The sequence below is a fragment of the Bacillus sp. TH30 genome, assembly GCF_016650875.1.
GTDB classification, from domain to species: Bacteria; Bacillota; Bacilli; order Bacillales; family Bacillaceae_G; genus Bacillus_A; species Bacillus_A mycoides.
The window spans coordinates 2,978,064-2,995,277 of record NZ_JAEKEY010000002.1 but is presented as its reverse complement, the minus strand read 5'-3'; the positions used below and the strand labels follow the sequence as shown (position 1 = coordinate 2,995,277).

The window sequence follows — 17,214 nt, the reverse complement described above, 5'->3', positions numbered from 1 at the left end:
TTGATAAAATTTTCTGAAATAAATATATTTCTTTCATTTGGCTATGCTATACATGTGTATTTTCTTCATTAAAATGCACTTTTCCTTTTTATAATCTGACGAAACTGGAGGAATATATATGGCAAAACTTAAGAAGAACCCTTCAAAAACTGGAATTAGCGCAGCAAGTGTAACTGGAAATGCAGGTCCGCATAATCACGGTGTTGAAAAAGGGCGTCAAAGTAATAACCAACAATATAAGAAGCATAATATGGGCGAAAAATAACGCTATATTTTTGGGCAGAGGACGTGGCATAATGATTAATGGCTGCTTTTTCTGCCCAATTTATTTGTACATATGGAAAACAAAAGAGGGAACGACGATGAAACGAACAATAATTATGATTGTAATGATTGCCACACTATTTACAGGGATGATTTTCTTCTCTTATGCACAAAGGCAACAAGTTGTAAGAGCAGATCAACCTAACATTACTGGGCAATACGGGATTACAATTGATGCAGACACAGGGAAAATTTTGTATGGAAAACGTGAAGATGAACGCTCTTATCCGGCTAGTATAGCCAAAATGATGACAACTCTTCTCTTACTTGAGAATGTAAAAGAAGATGAAGAAATTACGGTTACAGAGAATGCGATTAAAACAGAAAGTCAAAGTAAGAAGATTAAGCTTCGCGCGGGTGAAAAATTAAAACGTGATGAGGCATTAAAACTTATGCTTATTATTAGTGCAGACCCAATCGCTGAGTCAATCGCTGAACATATCGCAGGATCAAAAAATGAGTTTGTGAAAATGATGAACTCTAGGGCGAAGGAACTTGGGACAAAACATGCGACTTTCAAAAACGCAAGCGGTGCTGATGCACTTGGAAATAAAGTATCACCATATGACATTGCTATTATTACGAAAGAAGCCTTGAAGTATCCGATCGTTTTAGAATATATGAATTCAATACATACAACACTACATACTTCAGAGCGTTCTCCGAAAATCGCAAACTATGGACGAGAAGAACTATATGATGATCCATATGCGATTGGAAGTAAAAGCGGTTTATCAGCACTCGGAAAATACACAGTCGTAACAGTTGATGAAAAAGACGGTAAACGCGTCATTAACGTCGTGTTATCTTCTACTCGTACGCAACTATATCCTGATACGAAGAAAATGTCGCACTACGCATTTCAGCAATTAAAATAACCAAGGAGTATTTTCTCCTTGGTTATTTTTTGATCATACCTTTTAATACGAACGCAACGTTTGCTGGACGTTCTGCTAGACGGCGCATGAAATAGCCATACCAGTCGTTTCCATAAGGCACGTAAACGCGCATTTTGTAACCTTCTTTTACTAGCTCAAGTTGACGCTCTGTACGAATACCAAATAACATTTGGAATTCAAATTGATCCCTTGGAATGTTATGTTCTTCCGCAAGTTTTTTCGTATATTCAATAATCGCTTCGTCATGTGAAGCAATTGCAGTGTAATTTCCATTTAATAAGTGCATTTTAATAATTTTTTTATAATTGTCATCTACATCTTTCTTTTCCGGGAACGCTACTTCTTCAGGTTCTTTATAGGCCCCTTTTACAAGACGTAAATTAGGATTATAAGCGTTTAAATCTTCAATATCTTTTTCTGTACGATATAAATAAGCTTGAATAACAGTACCAATATTATCGTATTCAGATTTTAATTGTTTAAAGATATCAATTGTTTTTCCGCAGCGCGTATAGTCTTCCATATCAATTGTAATAAACACACCATTTTCTTTTGCAGCTTCTAAAATACGGCGCATATTGTTCATTACGATTTCGTCGGAGATATCTAATCCCATAGAAGTCATCTTTAAAGAAAGCTGTGAATTAAGACCTTCTCTTCCAATTGCACGAATCGCTTCAATCGATTCGCTGGCCATTTCATTTGCTTCCGCTTCATTATCAACGAATTCACCTAAATAATCGATTGTTACACAAAGACCTTGCTTATTTAATGCTTTAATTGCAGCTGTCGCTAATTCAATCGTTTCCCCTGCGACGAAGCGACCTGCACCAAAGCGTAAACCGTACTTTTTAGCCAGTTTTGTTAGCGCTTTATTTTTAGATAAGAAAAGAAACGAATTTCGCATTAATTGTTCCATGTAATTCACCCCTACGACTATAATTTATCTGTTTTTTACCCCTCTTCGAAATTATATCATTGTTTAAAATTATTTGATACAAATAATTATTTAGATAATTTATAAAATACTATCAAAACATTTAAAACTCTATATTCTCGTTTGTAAATATGAAGAAAATATTTTTCGACATTCAAAAAAAACGGGTTTACTAGGGAAAAAATGAGCATGCCGAAAATATTCGACATGCTCACAAAACCATTTATATTTCATGTAAATTATATAAGGATATTAATAACAAAAACTTGAGGTAACATTATCCTCAAGCCTTCTTACTTCTCATTTCGCTTCTCATCATTCAGCTTTTTAATATTCGTAATTAACTGTACCATCTCTTCTTTTGCATCTGGATACGTCTCATTCCAATGTTTCACTAAAGCTGGCATCGTCTTAGCCATATAAGAATAAAGTGCCCATTTCTGTACCTGCTCTTTTCGCTCTTCGTTGCTCTCTCCAAGTAATAGTTCCGTGTATTTCTCTAGCAATCCGTCAAATTGCTCGTTAAACTTTTCACTCATCTTATTTCCTCCTATATGAAAAAAGCAGCGAAGATCGCTGCTTTTTCTTATAATTTTGATCGAACAGAGTTTAATTTCTTCTCCATCGTGCTTACTTTATCACGACGATCATCGATACGAATTGTTGTTGCAACACGCTGTGCACCTTTCGTATATGGCACTTCATGCATTTGTTGAATTACTTCTAAAATGACAGGAAGATCGCCTTCAATTACTGTATTCATCGGTGTTAATTGATACTTCACACGATCAGCATTTTTCTCTAGTACCTTTTGTACTTCTGCTACATATTCACTAACACTTGGATTACCTGTTCCTACTGGAATAATCGATACATCAACAATTGCCATAATAATCTTCCTCCTATAACTACTTTATATATATCCATTGTCTATTTTACCGAAATCCTCATCATTTTACTAATACATTACTCTTCTACTTTAAACTGCTCAATCAATCTTTCTAAGTCTCTCATATTCTCTGTCAAACTTTCCATCGTGTGAGCAACTTTCTCTAGATGATTAACCTGTGACTCAGTCGCTGCATTTACCTCTTCAGAAACAGCTGCACTTTCTTGACTCGTACCAGCGATTGTTTGCATAACATCTGTAATTTCTTCTTGCTCGTGACCTATATTCTGCACTTCTGCTACAATCTTCTCTACTGAAGCACTAATTGTACTTACGACTGACATGATTGTGCGGAATTCTGTCTCCGCCTCTGTCGTAACTTTATTTTGTATATCAGCAATATCTTTCAACTTACTTACAACTTCTACAACTCGCTTTACTTCTAATTGTACATCACCAATCATCGTTGCAATCTCTCCGGTTGCCTCTTTTGATTGTTCAGCTAAATTTCGAACCTCTTCAGCAACAACCGCAAATCCCTTACCTTGTTCACCTGCACGTGCTGCTTCAATCGAAGCATTTAAAGCAAGTAAATTTGTTTGATCCGAAATACCTTTTATAAGCTCTACAACATTTTGAATCGATCCAACTCTTTGCTCTAACTTACCAGACGCTTCCTCTGTATGAACAATGATAGAAGATGATTGTCCTCTCGTACGAACTAAATTACGCATCGTATTTAATCCTTGCTTAGATGCCTCTTCAGCTTTGCCAGCCACTCCTTTTATTTCACCAACGGAGTTATTCATTTGTTCCACTGACTGCGCCATATTCTCGAGCTGTTCTGAAACTTCATCTACACTATTAGCAAGAGTAGACGCGCCTCCGCTCACATCATCCATTGCACCTGAAACTTCTCTACTAGCTGCTACAGTTTCATTCGTTAAATAATGCAGATTGTGAGTCGATTTCTGTACTGTCGATACACTATTTTTAATTTTACTTACCATTTCATTCATTTGCTCAACCATATGATTAAAGTGAGTCGTAAGCGTACCAACCTCATCTTTACTTGTCACCTTCATTTGCAACGTTAAATCACCTTCCGCTACTTTTTGAACGTGATTCGTTAATAATTGTAACGGTCTTGCTAATCTTCTTGAGAATAAATATGAAGCTAATATTCCAATCAATAAACTTATACATGCCATTATAATAACTGTATTTCTTGTTTCTACGAGTAAGTTATCAATTGACTCTTTCGGATATACAATCCCAATTTTCCATTTCATCTTATCAAACACTTGACTGTATGCCACTACATCTTTTCCACCTAATGTCGCCGCCGCAAATTTCGTTTCATCTTTATTTAAACTTTTAACAAGTGGTTCTTTCGAAACATCTTTTCCTACTTTCTCCGGGTACACAATGGCAATATTTTTATCATTTATAACAAACATTTCTCCGCCATTATTATATTGAATATTATGGAGTAGCTTTTGAATCGTTCCTAGTGATACATCCATTGCTACAACACCTAACACAGAACCATCTTGCCCGACAATGGCTTTTGAAACTCCAATACTTAACTTACCTGTCGCGATTTCATATTGTGGTTGTCCCCAAATAATCGATTTTGTATCTGCTTCAGATGTTTTATACCACGGACGACTTGTTGGATCATATCCTTCAGGTACTTTTCCTCCATCAGCAAGGTTTGCACTTAACGTTTTTTTATCTTTCGTCCCAATGTATACATCTAAAATATCAGGATGATTCTTTTTAAATCTTGAAAATTCTTTTAAAATAAAACTCTCTTCTTCTGGAGTAACCCCATCTTGTAGCATGTTTTGAATATCCTCATGAGATCCATAATGACCCATATCTTCTTCAATTCGCTGCATAAATGCAGTTAACTGCTCTGTCACAAGATCCATCGTATTTTCAGAATACTGATCTAAGGAGTGCGTTTCTTTCTCTTTTTGCAATTGATACACAGCTGTACCTAATATTACAAACATCATAGAAATAAGTACCGAAAATACTACTGCAATTTTTAAACGTAAACTTCTCAACATATTCCCTCAAGCATCCCCTTCTCGGTAAAATTTAATCGTATTAATCACTATATTAAGTATAATAGATAAATCAGAAAGCTCAATCCATATAGTTTAAAAAATTGAAATTTATTCTCATTTCAATCAACTTACTTGTTATCTCAACACTTGTGTAAAAACAAATAGTTCATTATCCTTAACATATAATCTCATTCGTTCGGAGGGAACTATGCTACAAAAATTCGGTTTCTCACAATATGAAAGCCAAGCTTATGAAGTTGTCGTATCAAGCAATGACCCATTAGATGCAACAACTATCGTTAAACATTCAGGTGTTCCAAAAGCAAAAATATACGAAGTGTTAGCACGACTCATTGATAAAGGGATGGTAATGGATTCTGTTTCTGAAAAGAAAAAATTGTATACAGCATTACCACTCAAGCTAGCAATTGAAAAGTTAACGACAGAATTCCAATCTAATATTAAAGAACTTGAAAATAATATTTCTAAAAAGTCATTTACAGATGACCGCGTTTGGAGTTTAAAAATGCAGTCTTCTATTAAAGTACAAAGTAGGCAACTTATAGAAGATGCGAAAGAATCCATACGCATCTCCGCATGGAACGATACCCTTTTAGAATATCTTCCTTTACTAGAACAAAAAGAAAAACAAGGCGTCCAAGTCGAGTCCCTCATAGTTGGAAAAGTGGAAACTGACTTAGAAAACATGCATTTTTTAATCCCAGCTCAAGAACCTAACGCATTAGAGCGTTATTTACTACTCATCGTTGACGATCGTGAAATTTTATTTGCTGGTGTAGAGCAAGAATCATGGCAAGCGATGAAAACAATGTCACAACCTTTCGTGAAGTTCTTTACGGAGTTCTTCTATCATGACGTTGCACTTGCGAAGATTACAGAGAAGCACCATGATCTCTTTATGCAGGATGAGGAAATTAAGAGTCTGCTTATGAAGTTGAGGTACTAGTTGAATAATGAAAAGGAGTCTAGTTCTTCACCTAGACTCCTTTTCATTTTGTTCCTTTATCACCATTAACAGCTCAATAATTTTTTCATTTTGCTCCACTTGTTTTTCTGAGTTTTGATAGATGAAACGAACCCATCTAAGTGCAAGAATAATAAGGAACAACGGAAGCATTGAAATTAGAAAGCCAAGAATCGAAAAATTCGTATACATATACATCACCTCGCTACATACAATTTCTCCACTTTTCTACTAAAACCTGCAATTTTTTACAAACAAAAAAAGAACCTATCAAATGATAGATTCTTCTTTCGTAAGCTGATTCGAGCGTCCTCTCGTAATAGAGAAAATCGCACAAAGCAGTGCCAATATAATGAAAACGCCGCCTACCCAAGCGTTATATATAACAGATGATTTCTCAATAACAACTCCGCCCACTGTTGAGCCAAGTGCAATTCCTAAATGAAGTGCAGAGTTATTTAAACCTTGCTGAATACCAGCTGATTCTGGCGCAATTTCAATTAAATAGTTTTGCTGTGCTGGCGAAATTGCCCAGCTCAGCATACTCCAAAGCCCCATCATAATAATGAAAAGCGGGAATGAGAATGTCATCATCGGCAACATAAAGATTGCACATGCAAATACGATAATGATGGAAATAATACTTTTCTTCGATCCCCATTTATCAGCAAGCAAGCCGCCAAGGCCGCCTCCAAGTACCGCCGCAATTCCGAAAATGAAGTAAAACACACTAATCCAATTTGCTTCAACATGCATGACATCTTTTAGAAACGGTGTTAAATATGCGTATAGCGTTAAATGACCTGTTAAAAATAAAAATGATGTTAACTGTGCGCTTACAATTTTTTTATCCTTTAACGTAGCAATTTGTTCTCTTATCGATAGTACTGATGTCGGTGGTACTTTCGTTAAGAATAATGAAATACAAGCGATTGCTATAACTGTTAATACCGAAATTAATACAAATGGTGCACGCCATCCATATGCATTTCCGAGCACAAGACCTAGTGGTACTCCAAGTACGAGTGATCCACTAATACCCATGAAAATGATTCCAATTGCACGCGCACGAAAATGCGGCTCTACTACACTAGAAGCAAGTGTTACCGATAGTGCAATAATAAGCGAACCACTCGCTGCACAAATTACTCTCGAGAACATTAACATCTCGTAATTCACACTAAATGCCGAAATGATATTTCCAATTAAGAAAATTGATAATGCCACAACATACAATTTCTTTCTTTCAAACTTGCCTGTTAATGCTAATAAAACTGGCCCCGATAGAGCAAATACTACTGAAAATATTGTAATAAGCTGACCAGCTGCACTAATCGACACACCTAAATCATTAGCAACTAAATCAAGCGTTCCTCCTATAATTAGCTCAACCGTTCCGACTACGAAAGCCGCAATAGCTAAAATATATACACGAAAATTCAAGCCTTTCCCCACACTTTCTCTTTTGGTTACTACCATTATAGTAACCAAAAGAGAAAGTGGACGCAAGTACAAATTTTTTTATAGCAAAAAAGCAGGCGTATAATACGCCTGCCCTTCAATCATTAAACTCCAGTTTCTTTCTTCTTATTTAAGTACCAATATACCGGAAGTCCAGTAAATACAATTCCAATTGATAAGAAGCAGCTTACCGGATCGTTAATAATTGCACTTCCAAGCACAAACAACGATCCTAAAATCGCAACGATTGGTACAATCGGGAATAACGGTACACTGTATGCACGCTCTTTATTCTTGTTACGTTTTCTTAAAATGAAGACACCTATAAATGTCATTACATAGAAAATATAAATAATGAATACGGAAATCTCGGATAGCTTATTCGGATCACTAATAATCATTAAAATAATTCCTAATATGATTTCAACAGTAATCGCATTCGCTGGTGTTTTAAATCTCGAATTTTCTTTTGCAATAAACTTAGAAAACGGAAGGTGTCCACGCTCTGCCATCGACATCGGAATACGTGGGAATGTTAAAATCTTTCCATTTAAACAACCGAAAATAGAAATAATAATACCGATACTAATAATTTTCCCGCCATATTCTCCAAGTAACATTCCCGCAGCTGTCGCCGTTGCGTTTTCTCCAAGGGCTACAATTTTCGCTGCTGGTAATACATTTAGTAACGCTAAGTTAATTAATACGTAAGCAGCTGTTACAATTAAAATCCCAACTGTCATTGCCTTTGGTAATAACTTTGTTGGATTCTTCATTTCTCCGCCAATAGAAGCAAGCAAAATCCAGCCATCATAGGCAAATAAAGTTGCTAAAATTGCCATCCCGATACTTTGATTTTCTGATATCGGTACAACTACGTTGAAGATATCACTATTCCCTTTCCAAAACCCTAGCACAACAATTAATATAATTGGAATCATCTTCCCAACTGTCGTAACCGTTTGGACGATGCCCCCATATTTTGTTCCCAAACTATTTATAACGCCTAGGAACACAACTGTTCCAATTGCGATTGGTAAATTCCAGACTTTATCTAAATAGAAAAAATTGATCATTAAAGAACTAAAATACAAACCTAACGTTCCAATAATAGCTGGTCCATAAACAATTGTTTGCATCCAGCCAGATAAATACCCCCAAAAACTTCCGTAAATCTCCTCTAAATACGTATACAACCCACCATTTTTCGGAATTTGCGCTCCAATTTCGGCTACTGTTAAACCACTTGCTAACGTCAACAGACCACCAATTACCCAAGCAAGAATAGCCATATTAGAACTCCCTGAGTAATCTAATACGCTCCCTGGTTTCATAAACACACCAGACCCAATAATAGTTCCTACTACGATAGAAAGTGCTACTGTTAAACCAATTTTGTTTTTCTCATCATGATGCATGCTGCGTATCCTCCTTCCAATTCTAGTGTGATGCAAAAATGAAATAAAAAAACACTCCTCCCTAAAAAAGGGACGAGTGTTGTATTCGTGGTTCCACCCTTGTTTCAATTAGTAAAGTGACACACTTCACCAATTTCTCAAGTCTAAATAACGGTTTTTGCCGGCATGCAATTACTAGATATCCGTTCACTGCTGCAGTTCAGAGGTGGTAATCGATTTTTCCGTATTAGGAAGCTCACAGCCAAAGGCCTCCCTCTCTGATAATCGTAAAAAACTGATCATATCCTCATCATCACTTCTTGATGTCGAATTTTGTAGTTGTTTCCCATTATATTGAATTGTTAGAAAAAATCAATATATTTTTTATATAACATAAGAAACATTTCTCTTCTTATATTATAACAGAAGTTCCGACACTTCTCTAATTCCCTAAAAATGGTACAATTCATGTAGGAGGTGTACTAATAATGATTGCTATTTTTTGTATCATCGCTACGGTTCTTTCTTTTATATTCGCTATCATGTATCGATATAAGTATCCTGGTTATAGCATTTTAGCGGTAGCTATTATACCAGCTGCTTCCTTCTACGTATTAGGTAAATACCAATATACTGAAGTGTTTATCGGTTTTGCAATCTTCTACTGCATCTTTGGATACATACTAACAATGAAAAGAATTTCAATGAATCATTAAAAGGGACCGATTTCTGCTTACAGAAATCGGTCCTCGCATTTGTCATATGTACCTTTCGGTTGCCCACACGAAAGATACTACATAGTTCAATTATTTATCATCTGTTTTCATAAAAAATTTATGATTTGGAAGATCCACATTTAAATCTGCTAATTGTTTCTTTTCCTTTTCTAGAATCGCTTTCGCTTTTTCTTTTGTCGCCTCATCTAAGTTTGCAAAGATGTCTTCATGCTTCCCTTTCTCTGGAAGATTCACACCTAGTTTTGTCAATTCTTCTTTCGCTTGCTCGCGAGTTAATTTCCCGGACTTTTCTTGCTCAAAAATGGACTTCGCTTTTTCTTTTGTCGCCTCATCTAGATTCGCGAACATATCACCGTGCTTCCCTTTCTCTGGGAATTTCACACCTAGTTCTTTCAACTTGGCTTTCGCTTGCTCACGAGTTATTGTTCCAGACTTTTCTTGCTTCAAAATTGCTTCCGCTTTTTCTTTTGTCGCCTCATCTAAATCCGCGAACATGTCACCATGCTTCCCTTTCTCTGGAAGCGTTACGCCTAATTCTTTCAATTTCTCTTTCACTTGCTCATGCGTTAATGCTCCGGACTTTTCTTGCTCAAAAATGGACTTCGCTTTTTCTTTTGTCACCTCATCTAAATTCGCGAATATATCTTTGTGCTTACCTTTCTCTGGGAATTTCACGCCTAGCTTTGTTAATTCCTCATTTGCTTGTTCGCGAGTTAATTTCCCGGACTTTTCTTGCTCTAGAATCGACTTTGCTTTTTCTTTCGCCTGATCATCTAGTCCTGCAAACATTTCCTTGTGCTTACCCTTCTCTGGGAATTTCACACCTAATCCCTCTAACTGTTTCTTTGTATCGTCCATAATCGTTTTTACTTTTTGTTTTGTAGCCTCATCTAAATTCTTCTTCGCAGTTCCTTTTGTAACTTGCTCAGCTGCTGGAGTATTAGTTGCCGCAAACGCTGGTATACCAGCTCCTCCTACAATTCCAAATGATAGAGCACCTGCAATTACTAAATACCCAACTGTTTTCTTCTTCATAGGAAATTTCCTCCTTCATAGTTCTAAAGCATGTACACTTTCGTATACAATGCCAATAGTAATGTTGGTTTCTTAAAATTTCCTTAACGATTTAAATAAAAAACACCGCTCATCACGAGCGGCGTTTTTCTAAGCTTTTTGTAATTGTAATTCTTCACGTTCCATTACTTTTCTTAATACAATTGTTTGTGTCATTGTAAATAAGTTACCTGTAATCCAATACAGCACCAGTCCTGATGGCGCCGCAAATCCCATAAATAGAATCATTGCAGGCATCATAATTTGCTGTATTTTCAGCATTTGAACTTGTTCTCCAGGCGTTACATTTGATTGGAACACCTTCATTTGAATAAATGTTGTTAACGCTGCGATAATCGGTAATATATGATATGGATCTGCATGTCCTAGGTTCACCCATAAAAATGAAGATGTACGAATCTCTTCAGTTCGGCTAATCGCATAATACAAAGCAGAGAAAATCGGCATTTGTATAAAGATTGGCCAGCACCCAGCTAACGGATTCCAACCGCCTGATTTCATTAGTTCTGACATTTCTTTTTGATACTGCTTTTGTTTTTCAAGATCTTTACCCACATCACCGTATTTCTGTTTCAGCTTCTGTAATTCAGGTTGCATTTTTTTCATTTTCGCTTGGCTACGATATTGCGAAACAGCTAATGGAATCATTGCTGAACGAATAACGAGCGTCATGATAATGATGGCAATCCCGAAGCTAGCTCCAGGTATATGATGAGCAACAAATTGAATCATAAATGAGATTGGATATACGAAATAATGGTTCCAAATTCCCGTACTATGTGAATCAATTGTACCTGCATTACTGCAGCCAGATAAAACAAAAACAAGTAATAATGATAAACTAATGAGCCTAGCTCGGTATGATTTTAACATGTTCATTCCTCCAATGTTTCGTAATTAATTAGCGAAACATTGGTGTATACGGACCTACCTCGTCACTCTCTCCACTCGATTCTTGTCTGCGGACAGAACGAATCATTCCATATTTATAAAAAATAGAAAATAGCGGTACATTTCTTGTACCCTCTTCACACGTATCTACTAGTTTAAAAGCTCTCTGTCTACCGCTCGATGCTTGCTGACGCACAAAGCGAGAAACGTTAGCAAGAAAAAAGACTTCTAATACACAAAGCGCTGTCGTTACAAACGATATATATAGAATTGCATCCTGCAATAAAAATTCCATCGCTTCACATCCTTAATAAAGTCATTTTAGCATATTCAGCAAACATTCTCTATTTCCTTTTGTTCTCAAAAGTTTTTTTGCATATTTTCTCAAAAAATTATGCTAGAAAACCAATGTATTCGCTTTCTTTAGTATATTCACACGTATCTTTGAATAGGTTTAATTTGTTAGAAATTTATAAAATTTTTGCATTATAATAAAACTATTGCCAGTTTTTGAAAAAAGCTTTATTCTCTTCTTGTAATCAAAAATGAATATGGAGATGAAACATACTATGGGTCAACTAGGAGACGCCGATTACGTTCCCGACACCGCCTTTTTATCCTTCCCAGCAGCTAAAACATTTCATTTAGAATTCATCATACAGTTAGTTGTTATTTTTATAGCTTCTATTTTGTATGCAATTTCTATGAATATGTTTTTTATCCCGCATAATATGATTAGCGGTGGGTTCGCTGGTGTAGGGATGATTATCGGTTATTTAATGCACTACAATATCGGAGCACTTATCTTTTTACTAAACATTCCACTTCTTATTTTAAGTCACTTTTACTTAGGAAAGAAGACAACCTTTTTAACGGCATACTTTGTAGCTGTATCATCTTTAGCGATGAACATTATCCCAGTACACCAAGTTTCAGACGATATTTTACTGTCTTCTGTGTTCGGTGGTGTCATCTGCGGTGCTGCCTCAGGAATCATATTCCGATTTGCTTCTTCAACAGGTGGTTTTGATGTTGTTGGATTGATTGTAGCGAAACATCGCGATGTTTCAATTGGAGCAATCATCTTTGGATTCAACTTAATCTTACTTGTTGCAGCAGGATTTATTTTCGGATGGGATATTACGCTTTATACGTTAATTAGTCGGTTTGTAGTCAGCAAAGTAATTGATGCCGTGCATACAAAACATATTAAATTAACGATAATGACAATTACAGAAAAAGGTGAGGAAATAAAAAGCTCACTATTACATCACGGCATACGTGGCGTAACAATGGTAGATGCTGTCGGCGGCTATACAAACCATAAGAAAAAAATGATTTACACTGTCGTAACTCGCTACGAGTTGGGCGAAATGAAACGTATTATCCGCCAAGTGGATAATAAAGCATTTATGAACATTACTGAAACAGTTGAAATTGTCGGCCGTTTCAAACGTATATAAAAAAGCGCAAGGAACTACAATTCCTTGCGTTTTTTATTTTTTACACTTATTACAAAATCAGATAATTCTATTATTGTATCACTAAATGTGTTATAATAAAACTAGACTTACAAAAAAGAGTATATAGACTTGGAAGTTTCTCTTATTTTTATAAGCAAAAAGAAACGAGCAGTCGGGTATATTTCAGACACCATACACGTAACGGTTTAAAAAAAACCGATCATCTTAGTTATTCTTCACTGATCTTTTTATAAAAGATACGTACAACTAAAATTCACTTCAATATACTATACCTACCTTTTTGACTTCCAAATCATCTTATTACATAAGGAGATGAACATATGAATCAATATATACGATACACACTAGCTGTCCTATTTGCCATCGTCGGCGGCGTGATCTGTTTCTGGACAAACACAGAGCTTGGAGAGAATATCATTTTTAATGGAATCGAAACCCTTGTAAGCGCTTCAATTTTAGGCGGATACATTTTCTTCCTCTTCAATCCAGAAGAAAATGCTCAAAAAACAATGTTATTAACAATGATCGGAATCGTTGGTGGATGTATTTCCTACTCAATGACAAACTATACATTACCACTTCAATTAAGCTCAGCTTTCTTCCACGGTCTATGGACTTGGTTTATCGCATTCTGCCTAGCAGACGTATTCAACCTATTACAAGACCACGAAGAAGAAAATGGTCAACAAATTGAAAGTAACTCTTAAGCTGGAAGATATTCTTCCAGCTTTTTTGTTTACTGTTCTTTCCTGTTCATACCCCATCACCAAAATAAAAAGAAGTCACCTCCACGGCAACTTCTTTCCCATATACCCCACTTAGTATTCAATTAAATATATCAACGATTTTTAAAATATATCGATCGTTTCTCCACTTATATCAGCGATTTTTTCATTATATCGACGGTTCGACACTCAAAACGCACAACATGCCTATCCCCCAAGTAACTTACTGCCGAACTCAACGATTAAAAAGATAATTAATAGGATCGCGAGTATCTTTAATGCTACATACGCCACTTTAAAAACAGCATAAATGAGCAAGACTATCAAAATAATCGATAAAATTTCCATATGTATCTCCTCCTATCTCTTTTATTCTACCTGTACTTCGTTTTTTATGAAATCGAATAAGATGACATATAAAAAAGAGGATACCTCACCCATCGTAAGATACCCTCGCCTGTAGCTGCTCAAACCATTCTCTCTCTACTTGTAAATATCCCATTCCACTCTTCTCAGCACTCTCCAATTCTTTATCAGCTTTCTTCATATAAATATGGAATGCTTCCATGTCTTGCTCTAAATATTTGATAATTCCTTGTGCGCGGTAATACCCATGTAAGTCCAGCCTTGTAATTGCCTTTGCATATTCCTTCGCTTCTTGCAGGGAAAGACTTTCCTCCTGATACAGTACTTTATATAAAAGATACCAACTATGAAAGCTACTAACGAAAAACTTATTTTCTTTTGTTACAGGTAGTTGAACAATTTGTTCTACATACGGTATCGCCCTTTCCATTCCCTCTTCATCAGCTCGGGCATAAAAGACGAGCATAAGTCCACTCATTATCTCACTTATACTTTTATCCTCTTTTAATTTTTCCTCACTAAGTTCTATTAACCTCTCATCCCAATCTTTCGGTCTTTTATAACTAAATAACTCACTTGATACTTGAATCGTGTATAAATGCTGCTTAGCTTTTTCATCATCTTTAATTAAAATGAGAAATTGCATGCCATCACTCAGAAACGTTCCTTTTATCGGCACGATTGTAGCTGCAAAAATCACAAAATGGAAAACGGAAAAATATAAAAGATATTGATAATAACTCACCATATATATGTAACCAAAAGTAATACCAAATAGTAAACTTGTAATCGGTCCACCTAAAGTCATCCACGCCCATTTTTTTGAAAGGTTCGGTGTCTCTATAGAAGGCGGTACTAGCATCGCCACGCCTCCAAAGTACTCCCATAATTTATTTTCTCGAATTCGTATTTTTCCTTTCTCATTTTGCACAGTAATAGGTCCTACTGTCATAAATTTAAAATTCAAACCACCTATTAAACCAAATACTACATGCCCTAACTCATGAATGGATAGCACTAATAAAAAAACTCCAAATAATGCCCATATATCCAACATTGTTTCTAATTTACCAGTTTGGATTACTCCGTATAAAATGGACAAAACTAACGCCGCCGTCATGGAACCAGCTGGCCTTCTTAAAATATCCACCTTTTTCTCCCCTTAATAAATCATTTTTCTCTGCATTTCGTACATGAATTTTCCGAGATGCAATATCCAAATAAATGAGATTAAACCAATTAATACAAAATCGATATCACTAGCCGCTGTATATATAACAGCACCCCACCATACATATGCCAGTACTGTATTCGTAAACTCATACGCTTTATATCCAGCCTCATGCACAATGTGCTTTAACCCTTCATCTACGTTTTTCGTCCACATTTTCATTGATTCCATATATGTTACACCTTGTTCAGGATATAGCTTATTATAACGATTTTTTGTTATGATCCCGATAATTACTACAATAGTTAAACAGGCAATAGAAGCTACTAAATTCCACACTGCAAATGAAACATTTATATCCTGCAACAGTGCACGTCTACATGTAATAACTGCATATACAAACCATGCCTGCGTAACTATATCACCTACACGTAAATATATACTTATAATGCCTAATTTTCTGCCTTGTACGCTCTCTTCTTCATCACGCGCTTCCGCTAACATACGTGTATTCTTCCAAGTGTAATACATCATTACGATTCCAAAAATAGTACATACACCTATTAATATATTGGGTGATAATTTTCTCGGTTCATCCGAGAGTAAATCTAAAGCTATATAAGATGTTAAAAAGCCACCCATCATACTTAATGCTATTTTCCCCACAAAATCAAATTGTTTTTTTATTTTACTCTTCATCGTCCTCTTCCCCCTCCACTAACGTAAATATTTCCTCCACCGGTACATTGAAAATGTGTGCGATTTTTAACGACAATACAATAGATGGTGCATAATCCCCGCGTTCAATTAAACTAATGGTTTGCCGTGATGAGCCAATCGCTTTCCCTAAATCCCCTTGTGATAAACGATGCTTTGCTCGCAATTCCCTCACTCGATTTTGAAGCTTCATATCTTCCCTCTTTTTCATTTATTTAATTAAAATTGTAAATAATATCCTTATCTTTGTCAATTATAATTGGCATTTTGACGTTAATAATTGTCAGGTAATCTATATAATAAATATGGAATATTAAGCATATGAGAAGACAATAGCTTATTAACATAGATTGGAACATAAAATAAAAAAGGCAGTGCTTTTGCACTGCCTTCCTAAAATCTGACATAGAATGGATTCCATATTAACTTGCGTTTTGTAAAAATACTCGTTTTAGTTGTTTGCGGAAACGAATGCTTAACGTAATTGCTACAATGACAATCGCTCCGAAAATGATTTTGCCGATATGATCTCCCAGTAATCCGAAAATATCATGTAAGTTACCACCTAACCAGTAGCCGCCAATTAAGAAGAACGATACCCAGAATAAAGCACCTGAATAAATTGTAATTGCAAAGCGGCGAAACGGTAAGTTAATGATACCTGCAAAGTATCCTGTAAAATGACGTACACCAGGAATGAAGAAGCCAATAAAGATAAGGAAATATCCATATTTATCGAACCACATTCTCGTTAAATCAATTTTTCTTTGTGTTAAAAATACGTACTTCCCGTATTTTTGAACAAAAGGCATACCAAGCTTATTACCTAAAAAGTATTGAATCGTCATTCCTACACTTGTCCCAATAAAGGATAGGATAATTAAAATAGGTAAACTTAGATCACCCTTCTGTGCTAAAAACCCCGCATATGCTAATGTTGGCTCTCCCGGAAACGGAAGTGCAATATATTCTAACAGCAGGCCTACAAGTACTACATAATACCCATATTGCTGAAATAATTCATGAACCCATTCCATGTCATCTCCCCTTTCATTCACGTACAACTTGTTACTATTATT

At 35.8% G+C, this 17,214-nt stretch carries 21 protein-coding genes and 1 other annotated feature; of the genes, 6 read left to right on the top strand and 15 right to left on the bottom strand.

Features of this window, described 5'->3' with window-relative positions; translation table 11 throughout:
* Positions 1–118 precede the first annotated feature (118 nt).
* Both JFU20_RS17390 and JFU20_RS17385 read left to right on the top strand, forming a co-directional pair.
* Entirely contained in the window at positions 119–265 is a 147-nt protein-coding gene (locus JFU20_RS17390; RefSeq protein ID WP_002015955.1) for a YuzL family protein, read from the top strand.
* Between the two features lie 97 nt (positions 266–362).
* Positions 363–1,202, top strand: a complete 840-nt coding sequence (locus tag JFU20_RS17385; RefSeq protein ID WP_033710232.1) for a D-alanyl-D-alanine carboxypeptidase family protein — start codon at positions 363–365, stop codon at positions 1,200–1,202.
* 22 nt (positions 1,203–1,224) lie between these two features.
* Here the strand turns inward: JFU20_RS17385 and JFU20_RS17380 are convergent, their stop codons facing one another.
* The 4 genes from JFU20_RS17380 to JFU20_RS30870 form a co-directional block, all read right to left on the bottom strand.
* A complete protein-coding gene (locus JFU20_RS17380; protein ID WP_002015957.1) occupies positions 1,225–2,142 on the bottom strand; it encodes a proline dehydrogenase family protein in 918 nt (305 codons plus the stop codon).
* A 311-nt stretch (positions 2,143–2,453) separates the two neighbouring features.
* Positions 2,454–2,699, bottom strand: a complete 246-nt coding sequence (locus tag JFU20_RS17375; RefSeq protein WP_001290599.1) for a YusU family protein — start codon at positions 2,697–2,699, stop codon at positions 2,454–2,456.
* Between the two features lie 47 nt (positions 2,700–2,746).
* A complete protein-coding gene (locus tag JFU20_RS17370) occupies positions 2,747–3,049 on the bottom strand; it encodes an MTH1187 family thiamine-binding protein (RefSeq protein WP_001018862.1) in 303 nt (100 codons plus the stop codon).
* A 77-nt stretch (positions 3,050–3,126) separates the two neighbouring features.
* The gene (locus JFU20_RS30870; RefSeq protein WP_002015959.1) at positions 3,127–5,127 is read right to left on the bottom strand and encodes a methyl-accepting chemotaxis protein; all 2,001 of its coding nucleotides are present in this window, start codon (positions 5,125–5,127) and stop codon (positions 3,127–3,129) included.
* 208 nt (positions 5,128–5,335) lie between these two features.
* Here JFU20_RS30870 and JFU20_RS17360 point away from each other — a divergent pair, with 208 nt between their 5' ends.
* The gene (locus tag JFU20_RS17360) at positions 5,336–6,094 is read left to right on the top strand and encodes a TrmB family transcriptional regulator (RefSeq protein ID WP_002015960.1); all 759 of its coding nucleotides are present in this window, start codon (positions 5,336–5,338) and stop codon (positions 6,092–6,094) included.
* 27 nt (positions 6,095–6,121) lie between these two features.
* On the opposite strand, the gene JFU20_RS17355 is transcribed toward JFU20_RS17360, so the two are convergent.
* The 3 genes from JFU20_RS17355 to JFU20_RS17345 all read right to left on the bottom strand — a co-directional run bounded on the left by JFU20_RS17355 (position 6,122) and on the right by JFU20_RS17345 (position 8,991).
* Complete coding sequence (locus JFU20_RS17355) at positions 6,122–6,304, bottom strand: hypothetical protein (protein ID WP_002067983.1); 183 nt, start codon at positions 6,302–6,304, stop codon at positions 6,122–6,124.
* A 78-nt stretch (positions 6,305–6,382) separates the two neighbouring features.
* Positions 6,383–7,567, bottom strand: a complete 1,185-nt coding sequence (locus JFU20_RS17350; RefSeq protein WP_002166511.1) for an MFS transporter — start codon at positions 7,565–7,567, stop codon at positions 6,383–6,385.
* 110 nt (positions 7,568–7,677) lie between these two features.
* Positions 7,678–8,991, bottom strand: coding sequence for an APC family permease (locus JFU20_RS17345; RefSeq protein WP_002015963.1), 1,314 nt, complete (start codon positions 8,989–8,991; stop codon positions 7,678–7,680).
* 65 nt (positions 8,992–9,056) lie between these two features.
* Positions 9,057–9,293, bottom strand: a binding site (T-box leader).
* A gap of 165 nt (positions 9,294–9,458) precedes the next feature.
* Between JFU20_RS17345 and JFU20_RS17340 the strand changes: the two genes are divergently transcribed.
* A complete protein-coding gene (locus tag JFU20_RS17340) occupies positions 9,459–9,686 on the top strand; it encodes a hypothetical protein (RefSeq protein ID WP_002015964.1) in 228 nt (75 codons plus the stop codon).
* A gap of 90 nt (positions 9,687–9,776) precedes the next feature.
* Here the strand turns inward: JFU20_RS17340 and JFU20_RS17335 are convergent, their stop codons facing one another.
* The 3 genes from JFU20_RS17335 to JFU20_RS17325 form a co-directional block, all read right to left on the bottom strand.
* Entirely contained in the window at positions 9,777–10,742 is a 966-nt protein-coding gene (locus tag JFU20_RS17335) for a hypothetical protein (protein WP_201038788.1), read from the bottom strand.
* Positions 10,743–10,871: 129 nt separating this feature from the next.
* Positions 10,872–11,654: a membrane protein insertase YidC gene (yidC, locus tag JFU20_RS17330; RefSeq protein WP_002015966.1), complete on the bottom strand. Its 783-nt coding sequence runs from the start codon at positions 11,652–11,654 to the stop codon at positions 10,872–10,874.
* Between the two features lie 28 nt (positions 11,655–11,682).
* Positions 11,683–11,967, bottom strand: a complete 285-nt coding sequence (locus tag JFU20_RS17325) for a hypothetical protein (RefSeq protein ID WP_002015967.1) — start codon at positions 11,965–11,967, stop codon at positions 11,683–11,685.
* A gap of 274 nt (positions 11,968–12,241) precedes the next feature.
* On the opposite strand from JFU20_RS17325, the gene JFU20_RS17320 reads away from it, so the two are divergent.
* Positions 12,242–13,135 (top strand): YitT family protein, encoded by an 894-nt coding sequence (locus JFU20_RS17320; protein WP_000530031.1) that lies wholly within the window; start codon positions 12,242–12,244, stop codon positions 13,133–13,135.
* A gap of 341 nt (positions 13,136–13,476) precedes the next feature.
* Positions 13,477–13,863, top strand: coding sequence for a DUF3938 domain-containing protein (locus JFU20_RS17315; protein WP_002015968.1), 387 nt, complete (start codon positions 13,477–13,479; stop codon positions 13,861–13,863).
* 225 nt (positions 13,864–14,088) lie between these two features.
* Here the strand turns inward: JFU20_RS17315 and JFU20_RS17310 are convergent, their stop codons facing one another.
* The 5 genes from JFU20_RS17310 to JFU20_RS17290 form a co-directional block, all read right to left on the bottom strand.
* Positions 14,089–14,229 (bottom strand): DUF3985 family protein, encoded by a 141-nt coding sequence (locus tag JFU20_RS17310; protein ID WP_000404757.1) that lies wholly within the window; start codon positions 14,227–14,229, stop codon positions 14,089–14,091.
* A gap of 85 nt (positions 14,230–14,314) precedes the next feature.
* Positions 14,315–15,367, bottom strand: coding sequence for a zinc metalloprotease (locus JFU20_RS17305; RefSeq protein ID WP_002166509.1), 1,053 nt, complete (start codon positions 15,365–15,367; stop codon positions 14,315–14,317).
* Between the two features lie 42 nt (positions 15,368–15,409).
* Positions 15,410–16,117, bottom strand: coding sequence for a DUF3169 family protein (locus tag JFU20_RS17300; RefSeq protein WP_033715981.1), 708 nt, complete (start codon positions 16,115–16,117; stop codon positions 15,410–15,412).
* Entirely contained in the window at positions 16,107–16,328 is a 222-nt protein-coding gene (locus JFU20_RS17295; RefSeq protein ID WP_000776157.1) for a helix-turn-helix transcriptional regulator, read from the bottom strand. The genes JFU20_RS17300 and JFU20_RS17295 overlap by 11 nt, the downstream gene beginning before the upstream one ends.
* 229 nt (positions 16,329–16,557) lie before the next feature.
* Positions 16,558–17,172, bottom strand: a complete 615-nt coding sequence (locus JFU20_RS17290; RefSeq protein ID WP_002143668.1) for a DedA family protein — start codon at positions 17,170–17,172, stop codon at positions 16,558–16,560.
* Positions 17,173–17,214 lie beyond the last annotated feature (42 nt).

Excerpts from the sequence above, each read along its gene's own strand:
- JFU20_RS17390 (WP_002015955.1), top strand. The coding sequence starts at position 119 with ATGGCAAAACTTAAGAAGAACCCTTCAAAAACTGGAATTAGCGCAGCA.
- JFU20_RS17385 (WP_033710232.1), top strand. The coding sequence starts at position 363 with ATGAAACGAACAATAATTATGATTGTAATGATTGCCACACTATTTACA.
- JFU20_RS17380 (WP_002015957.1), bottom strand. The coding sequence starts at position 2,142 with ATGGAACAATTAATGCGAAATTCGTTTCTTTTCTTATCTAAAAATAAA.
- JFU20_RS17375 (WP_001290599.1), bottom strand. The coding sequence starts at position 2,699 with ATGAGTGAAAAGTTTAACGAGCAATTTGACGGATTGCTAGAGAAATAC.
- JFU20_RS17370 (WP_001018862.1), bottom strand. The coding sequence starts at position 3,049 with ATGGCAATTGTTGATGTATCGATTATTCCAGTAGGAACAGGTAATCCA.
- JFU20_RS30870 (WP_002015959.1), bottom strand. The coding sequence starts at position 5,127 with ATGTTGAGAAGTTTACGTTTAAAAATTGCAGTAGTATTTTCGGTACTT.
- JFU20_RS17360 (WP_002015960.1), top strand. The coding sequence starts at position 5,336 with ATGCTACAAAAATTCGGTTTCTCACAATATGAAAGCCAAGCTTATGAA.
- JFU20_RS17355 (WP_002067983.1), bottom strand. The coding sequence starts at position 6,304 with ATGTATACGAATTTTTCGATTCTTGGCTTTCTAATTTCAATGCTTCCG.
- JFU20_RS17345 (WP_002015963.1), bottom strand. The coding sequence starts at position 8,991 with ATGCATCATGATGAGAAAAACAAAATTGGTTTAACAGTAGCACTTTCT.
- JFU20_RS17340 (WP_002015964.1), top strand. The coding sequence starts at position 9,459 with ATGATTGCTATTTTTTGTATCATCGCTACGGTTCTTTCTTTTATATTC.
- JFU20_RS17335 (WP_201038788.1), bottom strand. The coding sequence starts at position 10,742 with ATGAAGAAGAAAACAGTTGGGTATTTAGTAATTGCAGGTGCTCTATCA.
- yidC (WP_002015966.1), bottom strand. The coding sequence starts at position 11,654 with ATGTTAAAATCATACCGAGCTAGGCTCATTAGTTTATCATTATTACTT.
- JFU20_RS17325 (WP_002015967.1), bottom strand. The coding sequence starts at position 11,967 with ATGGAATTTTTATTGCAGGATGCAATTCTATATATATCGTTTGTAACG.
- JFU20_RS17320 (WP_000530031.1), top strand. The coding sequence starts at position 12,242 with ATGGGTCAACTAGGAGACGCCGATTACGTTCCCGACACCGCCTTTTTA.
- JFU20_RS17315 (WP_002015968.1), top strand. The coding sequence starts at position 13,477 with ATGAATCAATATATACGATACACACTAGCTGTCCTATTTGCCATCGTC.
- JFU20_RS17310 (WP_000404757.1), bottom strand. The coding sequence starts at position 14,229 with ATGGAAATTTTATCGATTATTTTGATAGTCTTGCTCATTTATGCTGTT.
- JFU20_RS17305 (WP_002166509.1), bottom strand. The coding sequence starts at position 15,367 with ATGACGGCGGCGTTAGTTTTGTCCATTTTATACGGAGTAATCCAAACT.
- JFU20_RS17300 (WP_033715981.1), bottom strand. The coding sequence starts at position 16,117 with ATGAAGAGTAAAATAAAAAAACAATTTGATTTTGTGGGGAAAATAGCA.
- JFU20_RS17295 (WP_000776157.1), bottom strand. The coding sequence starts at position 16,328 with ATGAAGCTTCAAAATCGAGTGAGGGAATTGCGAGCAAAGCATCGTTTA.
- JFU20_RS17290 (WP_002143668.1), bottom strand. The coding sequence starts at position 17,172 with ATGGAATGGGTTCATGAATTATTTCAGCAATATGGGTATTATGTAGTA.